Source organism: Sphaerochaeta associata (assembly GCF_022869165.1).
GTDB lineage: Bacteria > Spirochaetota > Spirochaetia > Sphaerochaetales > Sphaerochaetaceae > Sphaerochaeta > Sphaerochaeta associata.
Genome location: NZ_CP094929.1, coordinates 236,825 through 257,177, shown reverse-complemented (window position 1 = coordinate 257,177; position 20,353 = coordinate 236,825). Strand labels below are relative to the sequence as shown.

Annotated in this window: 21 protein-coding genes; 1 reads left to right on the top strand and 20 read right to left on the bottom strand. The window is 46.3% G+C overall.

All coding sequences use genetic code 11. The features are described from left to right. Positions 1-113: 113 nt before the first annotated feature. The 12 genes from MUG09_RS01180 to MUG09_RS01125 all read right to left on the bottom strand — a co-directional run bounded on the left by MUG09_RS01180 (position 114) and on the right by MUG09_RS01125 (position 13,732). Positions 114-1,580: an ATP-binding protein gene (locus MUG09_RS01180; protein ID WP_244772752.1), complete on the bottom strand. Its 1,467-nt coding sequence runs from the start codon at positions 1,578-1,580 to the stop codon at positions 114-116. Positions 1,581-2,058: 478 nt separating this feature from the next. Next, the gene (locus MUG09_RS01175) at positions 2,059-3,324 is read right to left on the bottom strand and encodes an ATP-binding protein (protein WP_244772751.1); all 1,266 of its coding nucleotides are present in this window, start codon (positions 3,322-3,324) and stop codon (positions 2,059-2,061) included. 183 nt (positions 3,325-3,507) lie between these two features. Further along, positions 3,508-4,746, bottom strand: a complete 1,239-nt coding sequence (locus MUG09_RS01170; RefSeq protein ID WP_244772750.1) for an ATP-binding protein — start codon at positions 4,744-4,746, stop codon at positions 3,508-3,510. A 168-nt stretch (positions 4,747-4,914) separates the two neighbouring features. Then, positions 4,915-6,285 carry an ATP-binding protein gene (locus MUG09_RS01165; protein WP_244772749.1) on the bottom strand — a complete coding sequence of 457 codons (1,371 nt, stop codon included), beginning with the start codon at positions 6,283-6,285 and terminating at the stop codon, positions 4,915-4,917. Between the two features lie 301 nt (positions 6,286-6,586). Beyond that, positions 6,587-7,612 carry a selenide, water dikinase SelD gene (gene selD / locus MUG09_RS01160; RefSeq protein WP_244772743.1) on the bottom strand — a complete coding sequence of 342 codons (1,026 nt, stop codon included), beginning with the start codon at positions 7,610-7,612 and terminating at the stop codon, positions 6,587-6,589. 2 nt (positions 7,613-7,614) lie between these two features. Beyond that, a complete protein-coding gene (locus MUG09_RS01155; protein WP_244772742.1) occupies positions 7,615-7,845 on the bottom strand; it encodes a putative Se/S carrier protein in 231 nt (76 codons plus the stop codon). Continuing rightward, complete coding sequence (locus MUG09_RS01150) at positions 7,842-8,051, bottom strand: sulfurtransferase TusA family protein (protein WP_244772741.1); 210 nt, start codon at positions 8,049-8,051, stop codon at positions 7,842-7,844. The genes MUG09_RS01155 and MUG09_RS01150 overlap by 4 nt, the downstream gene beginning before the upstream one ends. A gap of 4 nt (positions 8,052-8,055) precedes the next feature. Continuing rightward, positions 8,056-8,727 (bottom strand): YeeE/YedE thiosulfate transporter family protein, encoded by a 672-nt coding sequence (locus MUG09_RS01145; protein WP_425314091.1) that lies wholly within the window; start codon positions 8,725-8,727, stop codon positions 8,056-8,058. Positions 8,728-8,885: 158 nt separating this feature from the next. Beyond that, the gene (locus MUG09_RS01140) at positions 8,886-9,911 is read right to left on the bottom strand and encodes an MtaA/CmuA family methyltransferase (protein WP_244772748.1); all 1,026 of its coding nucleotides are present in this window, start codon (positions 9,909-9,911) and stop codon (positions 8,886-8,888) included. A gap of 77 nt (positions 9,912-9,988) precedes the next feature. Continuing rightward, on the bottom strand, positions 9,989-11,293 hold the full coding sequence (eno, locus tag MUG09_RS01135; protein ID WP_244772747.1) for a phosphopyruvate hydratase: 1,305 nt from the start codon (positions 11,291-11,293) through the stop codon (positions 9,989-9,991). Positions 11,294-11,303: 10 nt separating this feature from the next. Further along, positions 11,304-12,311: a phosphotransferase family protein gene (locus tag MUG09_RS01130; RefSeq protein ID WP_244772746.1), complete on the bottom strand. Its 1,008-nt coding sequence runs from the start codon at positions 12,309-12,311 to the stop codon at positions 11,304-11,306. 86 nt (positions 12,312-12,397) lie between these two features. Continuing rightward, positions 12,398-13,732 (bottom strand): GntP family permease, encoded by a 1,335-nt coding sequence (locus tag MUG09_RS01125; protein ID WP_244772745.1) that lies wholly within the window; start codon positions 13,730-13,732, stop codon positions 12,398-12,400. Between the two features lie 231 nt (positions 13,733-13,963). Here MUG09_RS01125 and MUG09_RS01120 point away from each other — a divergent pair, with 231 nt between their 5' ends. Beyond that, a complete protein-coding gene (locus MUG09_RS01120) occupies positions 13,964-15,175 on the top strand; it encodes a PucR family transcriptional regulator (protein WP_244772744.1) in 1,212 nt (403 codons plus the stop codon). Between the two features lie 241 nt (positions 15,176-15,416). On the opposite strand, the gene selD (MUG09_RS01115) is transcribed toward MUG09_RS01120, so the two are convergent. From selD (MUG09_RS01115) to MUG09_RS01080, 8 genes are all read right to left on the bottom strand, one after another. Next, on the bottom strand, positions 15,417-16,442 hold the full coding sequence (gene selD, locus MUG09_RS01115; protein WP_244772743.1) for a selenide, water dikinase SelD: 1,026 nt from the start codon (positions 16,440-16,442) through the stop codon (positions 15,417-15,419). A 2-nt stretch (positions 16,443-16,444) separates the two neighbouring features. Then, complete coding sequence (locus MUG09_RS01110; protein WP_244772742.1) at positions 16,445-16,675, bottom strand: putative Se/S carrier protein; 231 nt, start codon at positions 16,673-16,675, stop codon at positions 16,445-16,447. Beyond that, a complete protein-coding gene (locus MUG09_RS01105) occupies positions 16,672-16,881 on the bottom strand; it encodes a sulfurtransferase TusA family protein (protein WP_244772741.1) in 210 nt (69 codons plus the stop codon). The genes MUG09_RS01110 and MUG09_RS01105 overlap by 4 nt, the downstream gene beginning before the upstream one ends. 4 nt (positions 16,882-16,885) lie before the next feature. After that, entirely contained in the window at positions 16,886-17,941 is a 1,056-nt protein-coding gene (gene yedE / locus MUG09_RS01100; protein ID WP_244772740.1) for a YedE family putative selenium transporter, read from the bottom strand. A gap of 58 nt (positions 17,942-17,999) precedes the next feature. Further along, a complete protein-coding gene (locus MUG09_RS01095) occupies positions 18,000-18,818 on the bottom strand; it encodes a DUF2238 domain-containing protein (protein ID WP_244772739.1) in 819 nt (272 codons plus the stop codon). A gap of 435 nt (positions 18,819-19,253) precedes the next feature. Beyond that, a complete protein-coding gene (locus MUG09_RS01090; protein ID WP_244772738.1) occupies positions 19,254-19,505 on the bottom strand; it encodes a hypothetical protein in 252 nt (83 codons plus the stop codon). Between the two features lie 381 nt (positions 19,506-19,886). Beyond that, positions 19,887-20,126 (bottom strand): nucleotidyl transferase AbiEii/AbiGii toxin family protein, encoded by a 240-nt coding sequence (locus tag MUG09_RS01085; protein WP_244772737.1) that lies wholly within the window; start codon positions 20,124-20,126, stop codon positions 19,887-19,889. Then, complete coding sequence (locus MUG09_RS01080) at positions 20,123-20,335, bottom strand: hypothetical protein (RefSeq protein WP_244772736.1); 213 nt, start codon at positions 20,333-20,335, stop codon at positions 20,123-20,125. The genes MUG09_RS01085 and MUG09_RS01080 overlap by 4 nt, the downstream gene beginning before the upstream one ends. Positions 20,336-20,353: the final 18 nt, after the last annotated feature.

The following is a 20,353-nucleotide window of genomic DNA, read 5'->3' as shown; positions in this document are numbered from 1 at the left end:
GTAGGTGGTTCTCGTGTGCTCAATCTTCAATCAGTTGTAATCTACAATGAAGGCCCGCAGTTTTAAAATCACTTGATTCTGAAGAGGCCGACCTTCGCCATGCACTCGTAAAGTCAAAACCTGTTCTGCGCTGCAATATAACGTTGATGCTTGCTCTTTGGCCTATCGGGCAGAGTCATTCTCAGCTGAGAGCTTTCCAGCAAGGGTTGAAGATACCTCGAAGTGATGTAATACACAGAAGAAAGGCCGATATGCTTTGCAATTTCATCTTTTGAACGCGGCTCAGTGCAAAATGAAAGAATCTTTTTCATGATTGCAGATTCACTATCATCAGCAGCAACATCAGCAGTCATCGATACACTACCCTGATTATAGAGCGTAGCCCTGAATATACCACGTTGACTCTCAAATACAGGAGGAAGCAGACTAGCCTTCTCCATCTCAGCATAAATGGTAGGTATACCGGAAAACCGGTTTTCTGTCTCTATTAAAACTTCAAGAGCACCCGCGATGAATGGATTGCGGGTATCTGCAGACATTTTTCCCAGCTCATCAATGGTAATCCGGCCATAGAGGCCTCCTGGATTCTCAATTTCCAAGCGGTTTTTAAACAACAGAATGCGTATCGGCGAATTAATGGTGTGAATGCTGTAGTCACGGTGAATCAGGGCATTCAGCACCAATTCGCGGACTGCCTTGGGCGGATATTCCGGCCTGTCGATGCGCTCTCCGTTCTCGTTGATGATTGTTGCTTGCCGGGTATTGCGGCTTATGAAATTCATGGCACTTTCATACATCTGCCGTATAGTGCCCTCGATGCGCTTGTTATCAATGAAGCGTTCATCATTTTGACCGATATCAGAATACGTATTGCCTGCGATAACCATGGCTGTTATGCTGAGCTGCGGAAAGAATGCCTGGGGGTATTCTCCGAAAAGCATTAACCCGGCTATTGTAGGCACTCCATCAGCTGTGATGCCCTGAAGTCGTAGCACCTTTTCCAGTGGAAGCTGGGAAAGATTCTCCTTGAACCTTTTGATTTTCAGCATGTACTCAGTCAGCCTGTCACCGCTCAGATCATGCATGGTTGCATTCAATACAGGATGTTTTTCATCCTGGGTGTTCTGACGAAAAGCTTCGTAACTGTAAACTTCATACTCGGTCATGGGTTCATCAGAATCACCGACTCTGACATAAGAGCCTTTCAAACGCCCGGCTCCAGCATAATAACATGGCTTCTCCATGATGGGACACTCTGCAATCTCTGCACTCACGACCTTCTTACCATCAATCTCTGCCACCGTGAACACAGGTCTGACAATCGGGACCATCTGTTTGGCTTGGTTGTTTACCTGCTGCTGGACAGCCTGAGGGTCATCAACACCAGGTATGGAATAATTATCATGCTCATAAATACCGAAGATGATGATGCCACCATCTTTCTGATTGGAAAAACTCGACAAGGTTCCGTAGAGGCGCTTTGGAGCTTCGGTCTGTGAGCGCTTTAATTCGATGTGCTGGGTTTCACAGCGCAGATGAACGATGTCATCAACCAAAGATACAAGTTCACTTGGCAGCATATGGATTCCCTCCTATTTTGATATTATGGCATATGCAGAGTAACAAATCAATAAACTTCTCAAATCTCAGAAATATTATCATAAATCAAATTTCAAATTCGCAAATTATTCTCAAATTATTTTAAATCTTCTCAAATTGCCTTGAATCTTCTCAAATTCGAAACTCAATGGATTTGTGAAGTTTTTTACAAGTGGGCTGTGAAGCAAAGTACTTGCGTAATAACTTCGAACGAAAACAGTGAGCAGCAAGGCCGTGAAGGAGGAGCTAGCTGCAATATCCGACAGAGGAGAACGCGGTTGCCCGACGTTTATGCCGAAGATAGTTCATGAGAGATGATTTGCAGCCCACTCTATGTTGTGAAAATCAAAATGCATTGACACTAAAGAGCCTGTCTGAACTTCGGCCAGGACAGGCTCTTTAGTATTTATGAACCTCTAACTCAAGCTTATTCATGGTAGCAGCCAAGCTGAGGTAAAACTAAATTCCCAGACATCCAATAGGAACAACCAATACACCATCAGGTCTTGCATAGGCAGTGTTTGTTGCTGTAAGTACCATGAGGAAAGATGGTTTCTTCATTCCATGTTGCTTAATGAGTGAATTCAACTCAAGAAGGTGAGCAGCACCTTCATCTATCCTGCTGCCACCCAACTTGCATTCAATGAGAGCATATCGTCCATCCCTGAGATGGAGCACACAATCACACTCAAGGTCATACCTGTCATGATAGTACGAGACCGTTCCTCCCAACGGTTGTGAATATACTCGCAAGTCTCGGATACAAAGGGTCTCAAATACAAAACCCATGTACTCTAGGTTTTCAAGCAACATAGCCGAGCTTAAACCTATTGCTGCGACGGCAAGTGAAGGATCGACAAATTCCCGCTTCGGGCGTGACCGAATTGCAGTTTTTGAACGGATTGAAGGTTTCCACGCAGAAACGTCTTCAATGACATACAACCTTTGCAACGCATTGAGATACTCATAATAAAGAGATTCAGAAAATGACATGTCATTTTCTGAGATATCTCTCATAATATTCTCATTCGTAGCCAAGGTTGAAACGTTTCGTGCATAGCTTCTGAGAAGTGCATGTACTCTCTCTGGGTTTTTTTGAGTCTTTGTAGTCCTTGACACATCACTTTCCGCCAAAGAAACCAAATATTCTTGTGCTATGAGTCCTGCGGCTCTTTCTGATTTTCCAATTGAAGCCGGCCACCCACCCCGAACCATGACATACGCCAACTGAGGTATTGCCAAGCTGGATAGCATCCCTGGTTCAATCGCCTTACCAAGAAACAAAGAAGATAAGGAGACTTTCCCATTGGACTCTCCGGATTCCATGAGACTCATTGGTCTCATAGTCAACCTACTGATTCGCCCAGTTCCAGAATGCCGTTGATCATCATCGACAGGAACGGTTGAACCCGTTAGAATGAATAAACCTTCAACTTTCAAATCATCAACCTGCAGCCTTACTGCATCCCAGATTTTTGGGACGACTTGCCATTCATCTAGTAATCTTGGATTATCCCCTTTCAATAATAGTGAGGGATCAATTTCCGCCATCATCCGGTTGGATTCCCCGGTTTTAGGGTCTTGAAATCTGACAATGCTCTTTGCTTTCTGCTCCGCTGTGGTTGTTTTCCCACACCATTTAGGTCCTCGGATATATACAGCTCCAAAGGTTTCCAAATACTCTTCCAATAGCGTATCAATAACACGGGGAATATATTGGCTCATTGTATCTCCAGTTTTGTTTACTATATACTACTACTCCATAGAAATATAATCAATAAAGAAATTGACTCTTGCGGTAAACCACTGGAGACTCTTGCGGTAAACCACTGGAGACTCTTGTGGTAATCCACTGGAGACTCTTGCGGTAAACCACTCTCACCTTGCGAATTCAAGGTTTTTCCGTCTTCAAGGCCTCAATGCAGTCAAAGGTACAACATATACCCCATCAGGACGTCTATAGGCTGCATTCGAAAGGCCACAAATTACACACAAGGAGGAAGCCGGCTTAAGAAATTTAGCCTGAATCTTTAACAACGACTGTGCAGCCGCATCAATCTGATTGGCTCCAAGCTTGATCTCAAATGCGCTCCAAGAGCCATCCGGCATTTCGATGACTGCATCTATCTCATTGTTCTCGTAATCCTGATAATGGTATAACTCCCCACCAAACGCTTGAGCATAAATCCTAAGATCCCGTACACACAACGCTTCAAACATGAACCCGAACGTTTGGAGATCACCGATAAGCTTGTCTTCCTGGGTGATTCCTAGAAGTGAGCAGGCAAATGACGGATCAGTGATATGACGTTTCTCTGCTTGTCTGATAGAAAGCGATGACCGTAGCGATGCTCCATAGGGTTTTTGGTTCTCCAAGATGAAGAGGCTGGTAAACACATCGAGATAATCGGTTATGGTGTCTTCATCAATTGAATCCTTCTCTACACCCATTATATCGTCCTTGAGCTTCTTTTTTCCTACAGTTGTACTCTCGTTTCTTGCGAGAGAGCGTAACAGAAGCCTCATCTTGGCTTTGTCTCTCTTGGTATCATCAATCTTGTCAACATCATCATCAACAACGTTTTTCAAGTACATCCTTGGGATCAGAACAGCATTTTTTGTAGACAATCCAATACTCCCAGGCCATCCTCCCCTAAGAATGAGAGCAGCAATAGTCCGTAATTGGACCTCCCCTGTCAACTTTGTCTCATATACTGAGTTACAAATATCCTTAAGAGAGATGAAGCCTGTGGAATCTCCGGATTCATACAGTGACATTGACATCATTCTCAATCGCGCTATTCGACCGGTTCCAGAATGCATCACTCCCCTACGCTTTGGCGTTGCAGAACCGGTAAGAATGAATTGTCCCTTTACTGCCTGGTCATCAACTTTAAACCTGACGGCATCCCAGAGGGAAGGCACTTCCTGCCACTCATCAATCAATCGTGGAAACTGCCCATCCAGTACGATTGAGGGGTCAAGCTGTGCCAATTGCCGGTTTTGAAAATTACCCGCTGGATCACTTACAAGAAATGCACTCTTTGCATGCATATGTGCAGTCCACGTCTTCCCACACCACTTTGGACCCTCAATACAAATTGCTCCAAATGCCTGTAAGTATTGTTCAACCAGCTCATCGATCACTCTAGGACGATATTGTGAAGGATCCATCTCTATTCCTCTTTTACATATAGTATAGTGCAAGATAGGGAATCATCAACATCTTTCGGTTAAATTCGTGAGTTTCATTCGGTGTTTTTCGGAGACTTCAATCGGTGAAATTCGTGAATACTCCTAGAGAAGCTGTACCTGTCAAGAAAAGTTTTCAAAGGCCGCCCATAGCATATAAGGAGGAATTCTTATGATGTCATCAACAACCGAGAAATTTTTTGGATGAATGATCATCTGATACTCAATCTTCCTACCAAACACTTCCTTGAATCTTCCTAAAGATGTAGACGTGTAATTTTTCGATGACTTAACCTCTATTGGATTAATCCTGTAATTGGTTTTTCGTTCATTTGAAATCAAATAATCTATTTCAATGTCATTTCGATGCCTTTCATTACTATACCTTGTGTAGAAGTACAGTTTCCTTCCCATGGCAGTAATCATCTGCGCAATAGCATTTTCATACAGCATCCCTTCATTCAAGGAAAGCTTATCATTCAGGATTTCTTTATATAATTGCTGGTCAGCGATTTCGTTTTCACTGAATGCCAAGGAAGTCAGCAAACCGGTGTCACCCATATAACACTTCACATAAGAATCATTCTTGTTAAGGGCCAGACCTACATTTGGATCATTACACTTGTAGCAGAGATTGCACATCATCGAGTCTTCCAGCCAGAACAGAGGCTCATCATACATACTAAAACGACCATCTTTCTCGAGTTCATTCAAAACAATCCTTTTCTCATGCGTTGAAAGATAAGCTGGTATGTTTTCAAATACTGCGGATACTCGAGAGCTGTATTTTTTGGCCGCTTTTTTGATGTCATCGCGATATAGCGAAAGGATATCCCGCTTCTCAATGTCAGCAGCCTCAAAATCCCTTCCGTTTGAAGCAAAAGCTACAATAGCCTGCGGCATTCCCCCGACAAGAAGATACTCTTTGAAGAGATGCATTGCCTTGCTGTGGAATCTCTGTTCTAGCGGCACTTTTCTCCTATAGCAGTCGCCAATATATTCCAACAGAATACCTTCACCCATATACATCATGAATTCTTTAAAATCCACAGGATGCATTTTAATCTTTCTTTCTTCCGAAGGCAGGGTTATCCCTTCTACATTCTCCCTAATGGAAATCAGTGAGCCAGTTTCTATGTAATCATATCTTCCGTCTGCAACAAGATATTTAATGGCTTCCCTTGCCTTTGGAAACTTTTGGATTTCATCAAAAATTATCAAGGATTCTCTTCTGTAGAGTCGCTGATTGTATTCCAGCATAAGAGTCTGAAAAAAGAGATCTAGGTTATTCAAGTCATTAAAACAATCTTTGACTTTCGTGCTTGCTTTATTGAAATCAACCATAATGAAGGATTTATATTCATTCTTTCCTATTTCCTCTACCACAGTAGATTTCCCAATTCTCCTTGCTCCTTCAATTAAGAGAGCTTTCGTTCCATTGGCCTGCTTCTTCCACTCAAGGATTCTGTTGTATATGTTTCTTTTAATTTCCATCAGGACATCCCCCCGGCTTCAATCCTCCGCTATACGCAAGGTAATATTATGATAAAAACCCGCTATACGCAAGGTATTAATCTTTACAATCCACCGCTACGCGCACATTGGCTGGAAAGAGCAAGGCCGATGAGAACGCAACCTCCCCGGGATTTGTGCTGGAGGAAATTCAAGTAAGATGTACAGACCACTGGAGTAAAAAATAAGGGTTCGACGTATCGAAACCCTTCTTCTTACAGTCCGAAACCCTGCACGGCAATTATGGATATACCGCCCCAAGAAGCAATGCTTACCCGACTTATCACACAACCAGCAACGGAGCTTCTGCCTTCTCAACCACCTCGCCTATGATTGAAAAGCCTGTTTCTTGGCTGTAGAGAAGCCCATCGGCTTTGCTCATGCTCAAAAGCAGTCCTCCGGAAGTCTGTGGATCATAGAGGATGTCCATGCGTGATTGCTCCATCCCGCCTCTGAACTGAACAGAACCCTCCAGATACTCACGGTTGTTGTACAGCCCCTCGGGATTGAGCCCCATGGACGCATACTCCAGCGCTTCCTCGATCACCGGGATGTTTTGCGCATTGAGGATGAAGGAGACATTGCTGGCAGTTGCCATCTCATGAGCATGACCGAGCAGGGAAAAGCCGGTGATGTCGGTTGCGGCATGCACGTCCTTGTCCCTTGCTGCCTCATAGGCGGCCTTGTTCAGTGTGGTCATGCTCAAGATGGCTTTCTGTTGGGCTTCCTTGCTTGCAAGGCCTGCCTTCACTGCCGTGTTGATGATTCCCACTCCCAAGGCCTTGGTGAGAATGAGCACATCACCTGACTTGCTGCCATGGTTGGCCCAGACCTTGTGTTCCGGTGCAAAGCCGGTGACACAGAGGCCGTACTTGGGAGTCGCGTCGCTGATCGTATGCCCGCCGGCTATCACAGAGCCGCTCTCGGCGACCTTGCTCTGACCACCAAGGAGAATTTGTCGGAGCACTTCCAGGTCCAGGCAGGACGGAAAGCAGACCAGGTTCAATGCCACCTTCGGCTCCCCTCCCATGGCGTAGATGTCACTTAAGGCGTTTGCAGCAGCAACTTGGCCGAACAGGTAGGGATCGTCGACCATGGGAGGAAAGAAGTCGACGGTCTGCAACATTACTTGACCGCCTCCGACCGGAAGGCGGTACACACAGGCATCGTCACTGCCCTCAAAGCCTTCTACAAGATCGGGGCTGTGCATCCAGCCTATACTGTCCAGCACCTCATGAAGCTGCTTGGGAGGCAACTTGGCCGCACAACCGCTGGTCTTCACCATCTGGGTGAGTTTCACCGAATCCATACCTATATCTCCTTGACGAACTGCGCACCTTCATGACGGTAGACGGCTTCAAGTTCTTCAATCTTGTATCCGATATCCCAGCCCTCGCTCTCATACCAGGCACAGGTGCCGCAGGATGAGGAGAGGGAGCGGGGGACGGGCTTGAGGGTGCACGCCACCTGACGGGCCTTGGCATGATTGCGGAACTGCACCGCTCCCCAATGGTCGAAGAAGGTGGCGATGTACTGTTTCACAGCTTTTTCAGCTCCAGGGTCCAACCGTACTCGGTCTCGGCAGTGCTGACAGAGAACTTGGCCGCCTTTGCATACCGGCTGACGTTCTCCTTTGCGGCAATGGTGTCTACAAGTACCTGCAACTCGACTGCCTTGGCATCGATTGCTTTCTTGGTCTCTATGACCGGCTGAGGGCAGGAAAGCCCGCGGGTGTCTACTATCTGCATGGTGTTAGCTCCTTGCTTGTTTCTTCATCACTGCCAAAGCAATGAGGGTAATGACGGCAAAGCCGACGAGGGTTGCAATCTTGCCCGCGGTGGTGGCTCCCTGGCCCGAGGAGGCAAGTCCGAAGTTGTGGCTCACTGCAGCACCTGCAAGAAAGCCCAGTACGGTGACGGCACTGTCGCTGTTGCCTTCCCCTGCCAAAATAGTCTGGCGCAGGGGACAGCCGCCGAGCAGCACCGAGCCGTATCCGACAAGACCCATGCCCAGGAAGTTCCACAGCCACTGGGTGTGGGCAATCGGCTGGCCGGTAAAGCCAAGCTTGAAGGATCCTGTTGCCAGGTTCAGAATAAGGGCAACGACCAGGACTGCTGCCGAACCGAGCAGCAACGTTGGGTCCTTGAAGAGAAAGATGTCGCGAATTCCTCCTGCCATGCATAGTCTTGTGCGTTGGGCAAACTTTGCCCTGAACTTCTGAAGGGACGTCAGGGTGTAATTTTTGCTGGACTTCACTTCTATAGGTGAGATGTTGTGTTTATTGCTGACCTTGCTTTTGGCAATGAGAAAATCTATTTCTATACGCGATAAAGCATCGTCTCGTGATGAGTTGGAATAGAAATACAGCTTGTGCCCGCTTGCAACCAACATCTGTGCCACAATGTTCTCCACGATCATCCCCAGGTTTACTTGCTGTAATCCATGGAGACTTCCACGGCGACTTGTCCCAAAATCTTTGTGACTAGCCTAAGTGGAGGATGCAAAGCATCAATGAAAAGGGAAATACCCCCCACTAACAACCAATCACGCCACAAATCAAGTGGAATGATAACTTCTTGATATTACATTGGTGGAAGCGTATGAGGATTCATATGGTGAGCGGTTTCTGTAATGGCACGCAGGTTCTGTGTTGGGACATTCGTTGGAAGAGCACATTCCGGGCTGACAAGACTGATCCCTTCACGAAAGGTTCGAATCACTTCCTGGGTAATTGAGTAGGGAGTGCCTTGAACAAGAGATACAGGATTATTGATGGCTCCGGTAAGAATGAGAGAGCTACCGGCAATCTTGAGTGCTTCCTTCAAAGGATTCCGAGAATCAATGTGAAACAGCTTAATACCAGTATTGGCTATGAGACTGAGTCTGTCCATGACATTACCGCAAATATGAAGAATCAGAGGACCATGAACCTGTATGATATTTGCTGCTTTCTTGTGGACAGGAAAAAGGAAGCGTTCATAAATCTGGGGACTGACCAAATCAGATGTAGCATGCTCTGCCCAAGTTATCATATCGGCACCGGCATCGAACTGAGCAAGAGCGAATGCTAGAGGGATGCTTGACAACTCAGTAATAAGTGCCTGTGTTTTCGCGGGTTCCAGTATAGTGTCGAGTATCAGATTCTCCACCCCATACAAATTATACGCCAGCGTCCAGGGACCGATAACCTTTCCGATAATTGGAACGCTCTGCTTGTACCGAGACTTCAGGATGCTGATGGTTTTCAGAAGAGCCTGAAACTCTTGTTTGGCAAGAAAATTGGGGGGTAGAGAGAAGTCGTCTATTTTATTCATGGGACGTTGTGTAACAAACGGCGTAGTATTGGGATCTGAAAAATCCACCTTGGCACCTAATGCTGCAGCTTCCAAATGCACCGAAAAATACGGGGCAATGGAGTCAAAGCCAAACACCTCGTATCCCACAGCCGCCAAATCCGCCATCTGCATGGGATGTGTATGTGCTGCAGGAAAATATGCATTTGAAGCCTTCATTCCTTCCAAGGTTGCTACCGAAGTGGGGGTTATGGCTGGATAAACATCAAAGTCTTTTCCCTTGATTGCTGCAAATACTCGTTCCCTACTGTTCATGCAAGAAGACTCCCTAATCTCAATAGTATCACACAACCAGGAAAGACAAAAATCTTTCCTGGCCGTGCTGACTAATTCTACTGATGGATCACACGAGAAAAGAGAGCTCCTGAGGGATACACTGCCCCATCGCCAAGCTGTTGTTCCATGCGAATGCATTCATTCCATTTTACCAGTCGTTCGGTTCGTGCCACAGAACCGACTTTCAACTGTCCAGCGTTGGAAGCAATCGCTAAATGGACGATAGTATCATCTTCTGTTTCACCGGATCGCGCTGAAACAACAGGAAGGTATCCATGATTCTTCGTAAACTCAATTGCATCGAGGGTTTCAGTAATCGTACCTATCTGATTCATTTTTATAAGTACTGAGTTACATGCATGTAATTCAATACCTTTTGCTATCCTGTCAATGCGTGTTGTAAACAGGTCATCTCCGATAAGCTGAATTTTTGTTCCCAATCGCTTTGTAAGTAAAGCTGAGCCTTCCCAATCCAATTCCGAGCAACCATCCTCAATCGAAATAATTGAATAGTTTTCAACCCATGAACAAATCAAATCAACAAAGGCCTCTCTGGTGAACTCCCTGTCTTCCAGCTCAAATCGATAAGTCCCTCGCTCTTTGTCATAAAATTCACTTGAGGCAATATCAAGAGCAATACAAATCTCCTTCCCTGGAGTATAACCAGCTTCGAGAATACCTTCGGTAAGCAACTGAAGACCCTCTTCATTGGTTTTAAAGGCTGTCGGCCAAAAGCCACCTTCATCCGCTATCGCCAGAGGCTTCCCATGCCTTTCAAAAACTCGTTTAGTTGCGTTGTAAACATTCACTACCTGTGCAAAACCATCTTCAAATGAAGCGGCTTGCATAGGTATTACCAGGAAGTCCTGCACATCAATAGAGTTTGCTGCATGCGCACCACCGCCGATGATTTGGACCATGGGGACCGGGATGATTTTGGCATTGGCGCCTCCCAAGTATCGAAACAACGGCAATCCCATCTGCTGTGCGGCCGCCCTGGCAACTGCCATCGAGCATCCAAGGATGGCATTCGCTCCAAGTCTGCTTTTATTTTCGGTTCCATCGAGAGAAACCATCAGCTCATCGATTTCACTTTGCTTGGTGGCATCCTTACCAATAAGTGCTGGAGCCAGAATAGTCTGGATATTCTGAATCGCCTTGTGAACACTCTTTCCACCCAAATTGGAGGTATCTCCATCACGTAATTCAAGAGCCTCATATAAACCCTTTGAGGCACCGGAAGGTACTGTGCCTCTTCCTATTGCCCCACCTTCCAGCACGATATCAACCTCAACCGTTGGATTGGCACGAGAATCAAAGACCTGTCTTGCGATTACTTTTTGTATAGTAAAAATTGACATATATCACTCCCTACTTTTGTATTATGTTCTGGATCATCATCAATGCATTCGTAAAACAATCCGGTTGTTCTTCAATAAGTGAAAAGGCTATCGTACGAACGATGTCCTTATCTTCATTACTGGTTATATACTCAGCCGGAGATTTTCCATCAACTCTTGCCAATTGCATAAGAGCCAGCAGTTTTATGAAAGACACTTCCAAGGTCTTCTTGTCCATGAAGGTGCATCTGGAGAAGTAAATCGTCAGCATGTACTCGAGCATATTAAGATACGCTGCACAATAGGCTTTGGTCTTAACTGCTTTTAATATGAAATGGTTGGCAAAAAAAGCAAGATCAAAGCAAGGATGTCCATAATGCGCTACTTCAAAGTCAAGAATGAAAATCTCTCGATCCTGAACCAGAATATTCTTTGGACTGAAATCACCGTGAACCAAAGTAATACTACTCTGCATCAACTCATCGATAATCGGCTGTGCATACGCTTGGAGTTGTGGATATTTTGCTACAGTAAATTCAATATATGGTGAAATCCTCAGATTATAGAATACATCCTTATCCTCAAAGGTCTTTGCTACTTCAATGTCCCTTGAACATGCATCATGCACTATTGCCAAAGCTTCAATTGATTTACGAGCCACTTCAAAATCAAGCAGCCCGGACAACAAGTCCGATTTCCACATAGTGCAGGACTCCGGAGCAGCTTCACGGCCATATATATAGTTATCTTCATCATAAAAATAGACTTTAGGAACTGCTGTCGGCACATATTTGTAATACACTTGATTACTCAATTGCTCAATATTCATCCTATTGGGATCACAAAGCCAAGTTTCCTTAACTTTTAACTGGGCTAACGCTTGTTTGATGATCATTGGTGAATTTCCCGCCATTACAAATGCAACAGTACCTGAAACACCCCCGGAGCAATAGGTAATGGAGTATCCATCCGCCGGATCAATCAACTTTTTTGCAAGTAAATACGATTCCAACTGGTTTTTTTCAGCTATATCAATCATGAGTCCTCTCCATAGAATAATGTGTGTGTGAAGCCACCGGCTTGATGCTTCAAGCCGGTGAGTATTATCAAAACAGCTGCAAAACCTTATGCAACCACAAGAGACATGAGCAGGATGGAGACAAACGCTATACCACCCATTACAAACGAAGTAAGGGTAACCGCAATATAGCCTTTCTTGATATCATACCCAGCGAGTTTTGAGACACACCAGAAATAGGAACCCTGGGGGAATACACCACAGAAGGATCCACCGGCAATTGCTATAACTGCAAGCTCGGGAGAAATTCCAAGTCCGCCAAGCATCGGAAGAATAATTGCAGCAGTTGTTGTCAGTGCAACCGTTGCAGATCCTTGGGCGATCAACACAATCGCAGAAATCAGGAACGGAAGAACAACTGAGGGCATTCCGGTTTTCACCATTGCATCAGCAAGAATAGGACCTACTCCAGTAGCTTGAAGGATTTTGCCGAAACAACCTGCAATACCGGTGATGAGAACTATCTCAGCACTCTTCTGAATTGCTGTAGATACCCAAGTATCGGTGACTTCACCTGTCAATTTCTTGGGAAGCAGGAAGGAAATGAACGTACCTATCAGCAATGCAATGTAAGGAGTTCCAATAAAGGTCAGGAAAATGCTCAAAGCCGCTTTGGGATCTCCGTAGAGAGTGACAAACGAACGAACAACAATGAGGATGATAGGAACAACGATAGGCATATAAGACATGAAGGTGCTCGGTGCGTGTTTGACGGTAGCCTTGTAGGCTGCACTTTCTTGTTGACTGGTTGCATCCTCTTCGGCAAATTCAGGATAGCGGGAGCGTATAAACTTGGAGTTACTAAACAACGCAGTACCCACGATTACCGGAATCGAGATAATCAAGCCGTAAAGCATGACTTTTCCAACATCAGCTCCCAGTATGCCCGCTGCAGCTATCGGACCCGGAGTCGGGGGTACGAGGGAGTGGGTAGTCAAGAGGCCTGCCATTAGAGCGGAGACCAATACCATGTAGGGGATTTTTCCAACTCGAGAGAGCTCCTTGATAACTGGATTCAGAATTACAAAACCTGAATCACAAAATGTAGGAATAGAAACAACTCCACCGGTTATCGCCGTTGCAAGGGGAGCCCGTTTGATGCCGACTAGGCGCAAGATGGAATTAGCAATTTTCTGTGCGGCACCAGTTTGTTCGAGCACCTCTCCCATGATGACACCGCAAACAATCACGATACCGATATTCTGCATCGTTCCACCAAAACCCGCTGCTACCAAATTGGCAACATCAACCAGCGAAAGACCTGACGCCACCCCTAGGAGCAAAGAAACAAGCAACAATGACAAAAAAGCATGCAAATGCAATTTTGAGATCAGCACGAGCAACAACACAACGCTGACAACCAAGAGCACAACTGGATACATGACAACCTCCTAACCATTTCATTTTGTACAGTATCAGAGGATTGCTGTGATTCCACAAATTATTTCGGATGTGCATTTCTTATATTATTCTTTAAAAATCAAAATAACTCATGCATAATGACCATACTAAGTAACCACCTTATAAAAATTGATATGATAATTTATATTTTTTGCACATTATTTTTCATATTATATTTACTATAGTGTACATTTTATATATTCGGAGGAACCATGAATATTGCAGTCGAATTCTTGGAAATGGTACTCAAGCGTCACGAGACACCTCATTGCACGATACATATCACAGATGCAGAAGCACGGATTATGGTCTCCTCTCAACACTATCGAGTAGGGACCCCCAGCAAAACAGCCATGTACGTTATCCAAATTGGCAGACCCACCGTCATCGATTCTCAACCGGAGACCGGCAACAACCAGTCATACTGTACTCCGGTTTTTGTTGACGAGGTCTTACAGGGAAGCGTAGTCGTAAAAGGGCCCGAACAGCAGATTACAATATTAGGTAACACCATCAAGTATTCTTTAGAGACAGCTCTTGAGTACGAGCGGCATACTCAACAGGATTTTTCTGCATTGAATGAACGAACACTCCTCGCGAAACTACTCCTCCAGCAGAATTCTGATCCTGATAAACTTTTATCCACGATGAATCGCTTGGAACTTGATCCATCTCTCTTACGTTGTGTCATTTATATCGAAATGGAGTTTCATCAAACTAAGTATTTCAGTATCAATCTAAACCTGGGATATCAGTCATCCATAGAGAAAATCCGCCAAGAAATTTTAGATATTGTAAAAAACAACCAATTCCTGAATGCTGAAGATTTGGTAATCAATCATACCAACAATTCGATTGTGGTTATTAAAAGTTTTATACCAGTGAAAGATTTATCGAGGATTTACTTATCACTGGATGTCATCTGCCAAAGCTATGTTGAAGCTTTGAAGAAACAACCTGCATTCTCATTCCAAATTGCATATGGGAACCTCCATTATGGGCCCAAATCGGTTGCAAAAAGTCTGCAAGAAGCAATTGATACATTGCATATCGGAAAAATCTCCAAACAGAAATCACAGTTTTACAATCTTGAGTCCGTCCTGCTGGAATCTATCTGCCATAATCTACAACCACAAATCATAAACAAACTGCTCGAACCCGCTTTACAAAAACTACGTGAAGCGGATCCTTCCGGCTACACTTCGCTCCTTGATTGTGCTGAGGTGTTTATGGACACTGAGTTCAATATCGCAAAGACAGCACAGATACTCCAAGTACATAGGAATACTGTCCTAAGCCGCCTCAACAGACTTGCTCAAATCACAAGCATTAATCCGATGCAGGGATTTCAAGAAGCATTCTTGGTGAAACTTATCGCTATTTACAGAAACATCACTGGGGGAACAATCCAATCAAGTAAATGAATCTTTCCGATGGAGCTAAACACTCAGACATCCAACAGGAACAACCGTCCAGTAATCCACGGAGACTTTTAGAGGACACCATCCTTGCAATCACGGATTCAAGGAATCCAGTATCCAAATAATCACGTTTTCAAGCATTTCATACCCCTTTATAATCACGAATTCAAGAATTTTAAACAAAAAAGGGCTCGACGTATGCAAGCCCTTCTTCGCACAACTACCTCTTCAGCAGTTTTAATGCTTATACAACCAGCAACGGAGCTTCTGCCTTCTCAACAACCTCGCCTATGATTGAAAAGCCTGTTTCTTGGCTGTAGAGAAGCCCATCGGCTTTGCTCATGCTCAAAAGCAGTCCTCCGGAAGTCTGTGGATCATAGAGGATGTCCATGCGTGATTGCTCCATCCCGCCTCTGAACTGAACAGAACCCTCCAGATACTCACGGTTGTTGTACAGCCCCTCGGGATTGAGCCCCATGGACGCATACTCCAGCGCTTCCTCGATCACCGGGATGTTTTGCGCATTGAGGATGAAGGAGACATTGCTGGCAGTTGCCATCTCATGAGCATGACCGAGCAGGGAAAAGCCGGTGATGTCGGTTGCGGCATGCACGTCCTTGTCCCTTGCTGCCTCATAGGCGGCCTTGTTCAGTGTAGTCATGCTCAAGATGGCTTTCTGTTGGGCTTCCTTGCTTGCAAGGCCTGCCTTCACTGCCGTGTTGATGATTCCCACTCCCAAGGCCTTGGTGAGAATGAGCACATCACCTGACTTGCTGCCATGGTTGGCCCAGACCTTGTGTTCCGGTGCAAAGCCGGTGACACAGAGGCCGTACTTGGGAGTCGCGTCGCTGATCGTATGCCCGCCGGCTATCACAGAGCCGCTCTCGGCGACCTTGCTCTGACCACCAAGGAGAATTTGTCGGAGCACTTCCAGGTCCAGGCAGGACGGAAAGCAGACCAAGTTCAGGGCAACCTTAGGCTCCCCTCCCATGGCGTAGATGTCGCTTAAGGCATTCGCCGCTGCAACCTGTCCGAACAGGTAGGGATCGTCGACCATGGGAGGAAAGAAGTCGACGGTCTGCAACATTACTTGACCGCCTCCGACCGGAAGGCGGTACACACAGGCATCGTCACTGCCCTCAAAGCCTTCGACAAGATCGGGGCTGTGCATCCAGCCTATGCTGTCCAGCACCTCATGAAGCTGCTTGGGAGGCAACTTGGCCGCACAACCGCTGGTCTTCACCATCTGGGTGAGTTTCACCGAATCCATACCTATATCTCCTTGACGAACTGCGCACCTTCATGACGGTAGACGGCTTCAAGTTCTTCAATCTTGTATCCGATATCCCAGCCCTCGCTCTCATACCAGGCACACGTGCCGCAGGATGAGGAGAGGGAGCGGGGGACGGGCTTGAGGGTGCACGCCACCTGACGGGCCTTGGCATGATTGCGGAACTGCACCGCTCCCCAATGGTCGAAGAAGGTGGCGATGTACTGTTTCACAGCTTTTTCAGCTCCAGGGTCCAACCGTACTCGGTCTCGGCAGTGCTGACAGAGAACTTGGCCGCCTTTGCATACCGGCTGACGTTCTCCTTTGCGGCAATGGTGTCTACAAGTACCTGCAACTCGACTGCCTTGGCATCGATTGCTTTCTTGGTCTCTATGACCGGCTGAGGGCAGGAAAGCCCGCGGGTGTCTACTATCTGCATGGTGTTAGCTCCTTGCTTGTTTCTTCATCACTGCCAAAGCAATGAGGGTAATGACGGCAAAGCCGACGAGGGTTGCGATCTTGCCCGCGGTGGTGGCTCCCTGGCCCGAGGAGGCAAGTCCGAAGTTGTGGCTCACTGCAGCACCTGCAAGAAAGCCCAGTACGGTGACGGCACTGTCGCTGTTGCCTTCCCCTGCCAGAATAGTCTGGCGCAAGGGACAGCCGCCGAGCAGTACCGAGCCGTATCCGACAAGACCCATGCCCAGGAAGTTCCACAGCCACTGGGTGTGGGCAATCGGCTGGCCGGTAAAGCCAAGCTTGAAGGATCCTGTTGCCAGGTTCAGAATAAGGGCAACGACCAGGACTGCTGCCGAACCGAGCAACAACGTTGGGTCCTTGAAGAGAAAGAGGTCGCGAATTCCTCCTGCCATACACAATCTGGTGCGTTGGGCGAGCGAGCCGACGATAAGGCCGGCGGCCAGGGAGATGAGGATAGGGGCGTGCTGACTGCCCGGTCCCGAGGTGCTTGCCTTCAGAAGCATTGGAAGGAAGACGGCGATGACGACCATTACAAGTGCGGCGGCACTGAAGGCTGTTCCCTCGGCTCTTGCCTGGGGATAGCTGCGGCCAAGGCTGAATCCCTTGTTCAAAAGAATTCCCCCTACCCCGATACCTGAGGCAAACCCAAAGAGGGCCACCAGTGCATTGAGATCACCACCTGCAAGGCGCAAAATCATGCGGAAGGGACAGCCAAGGAATACCAGGGCCCCGATCATGACGAAGAAGGCGATGATGAAACGCAGAACGGGAGAAGAACCACCCCTGCTCTTGAACTCCCCCTTGATGAGGCTGATCACAAACGATCCGAGAATGAGGCCCATGATCTCAGGGCGCGCATACTGGACCACCCCGGCCGAATGCAAGCCCAGCGAGCCTGCAAGGTCACGATAGAAACACGCGATGCAAAATCCCATGTTGGCGGGGTTTCCCAAGGCGACAAGGCCTACCGCAAGAACGCCGAAAATGCTTCCTGCAATGATTAAATTCCGTTTTTCCTGCATATACTACTCCACAAAGAGTAGTAAACCATTATTTGTTTGATAATGCAATGGAAAATTTCTATGACTCATCCTTCTCCGGCTTCTCATCGGTCAAGGTGGGAATGAAGCGCTTGATGAAGGCGGCTTTCTTGGAGCGGTACTTGAGATAAAAATAACCGGCAATACAGAAAACCACCGCGCCGATGAAATTGACGAAAAGGTCCTTCATCGTGTCGATGAGCCCGATGTCCAGATAGCCTCCCAATCCCAGTTCCTTGCCGTTGACGACCACTTCCTCGATGCCCTTGATCGCTACAATCTTCTGACTCTTAGTCGGGTCGAGCATGACCGAGCGGATGGTGGTCACCACCGTATCCTTCTGCATATCCATGCCGAAGACCATGTCCATGGTGAACTCGAAAAACTCCCAAATCACGCCGATGGTCATGGAAAAGCAGAAGGCGACGATGGCCACGAAGATCGGGGAGAGGCGGAAGGAGAAACGTTCGTTCTGGTTGAGGATGTCCACCAGGGAAAAACCGATGGCCGCCGCCAAAAAGCCGTTGGCTGTATGCAGGGCGGTGTCCCAGAAGGGATAGGTCACATAGTAGGAGCGCATCTCCCCCAATATCTCTGCACTGAAGATGAAGAAGAGAATGATGTTCTCCAAAGTGTCGGGGATGTCGATGCGGGTGTTGGTTTCGATCAATGAAGGGACGGCAAAGAGCATGAGTGTCAATATACACAAGAAGACGTTCTCATAGTTCTTGTTGAGCACCTGGGCGATGAGGATGAGGATGACCACGAGGCGAAGCAGGTAGTGTACAAGACGGGCGCTGTCGCGCTGGACGATCATCTGTTTGAGGGTTTTCTTGACTGGTCGCTTCCACTTCTTCATACAAGCTATACTGCAGGCAGATGCGGGTGTGGTCAAGCATCGGTGTTCAAGAATATGCTTCCAACTCAAGGATGGGTGGAAGTTTTCTTGATTTACATCACCTGTCTCAAACTGACAGGAATATATCATTTGAGGAATGATTGGGAGAATTCATATTCGGGCCAGTTAGTGAAATTTTCCAAGAAAATAATCCTTGAACGCTCGGAAATGATGGCTTATAGTATAAGGCAAGAGGAACCAACGATTCCTCAGCAGACAGGACTTAAAATCCGGTTGGTGTGTTGGTAACCATCAGACGACCAAGGGAGGGACTATAAATCTCTCCCTTGTGCTATGTATCGGGCCAGCATCCATAATCTTGCGAACTGGATGAATACTATTTCCTTACAATAAAGATATATAGGCTCTTACTAATAAATCATTGCATTACTCAAGCTACGCATTGGCTGTCAAAAGATCCTTTGTAATTGCTATGAAAAATTCTTTGCTCCAAATATCCAGAACATTCGCATTTGGAATAAATGGAAGAACATCAGCTTTAACCGACTCATAGTCAACTTCAGTAAACCTCTGTTCCAAGAGGTCAATGACTATCGGTAGACTTAGGGAACGCTCAGAATCCCAGTGGCCTGACTGATGCATACGTGCCTGCAAATGTTCCAGATTAACAGGAATATGTTCCTGCAAATACCAAACATAATCATAGAAATCCCTCCCTTTTTCCCGGTGCTTCCAATTTCAGCATAGCAAGGCATGCAACTTGCCAGCAAAGAGAGAGGGCTTGTCATATAATACTACGGAGTAAGGCTGAGGAAGAAGCCTGAACTTTGTTTCATACTGTGCACCTGGAGGTGGGTTGGTATCAATCTCAACCTTGATTGATAGCAACGCATTGCTCGGAACTCCTGAATAGGGGAACGGTAATGCTGCAATATGCAACAAGTGCATCCTCGTGTTTCCTTTTGGAAATGCAGATTGTACCGGTGCCCCCTGTTGTTTTTGTTTCTCCTGGGCTTGCATGGTAAAGCCAAACGAATGTAATCCTTGTTCCAAGACAGGGAGATGCTTCTACAAAGAAAAGTCTGGCTCAAGAGACTGTAAAGAAAAATCCATATCTTCAGAAAATCGATTCAACCCATAAAAAATGCGTAGTGCTGTACCACCATAAAAGGCTGCATGTTGAAAAAAATCTGTCTGCGAGAGAATCTGAAGAACAACTTCCTGGCTCACCTCTTTCAATGCATGAATTGCCTTATCCACGGATTTAATATCGTACTTCCCAAGCATCCTCTCAATTTCTGCATTCATTTTGCGTCCCTCCATCGAAGCAGTGTATTCAGCGTTGTACTGTGGTACAGTGGCACCAAGGATTGGATGACATTCCAATCCAATTGCATGATGGCTTCTTCTTCCAATCGAAGATCATCGAACAACAGCTCTTGTAGATTTTTCCTGCTTGTAACCGACCGTATCTTATAGAGTGTGTCCAGTAATGCATTCTCCTTAAAAAACAGCATTACTGCGCTACAATGAGA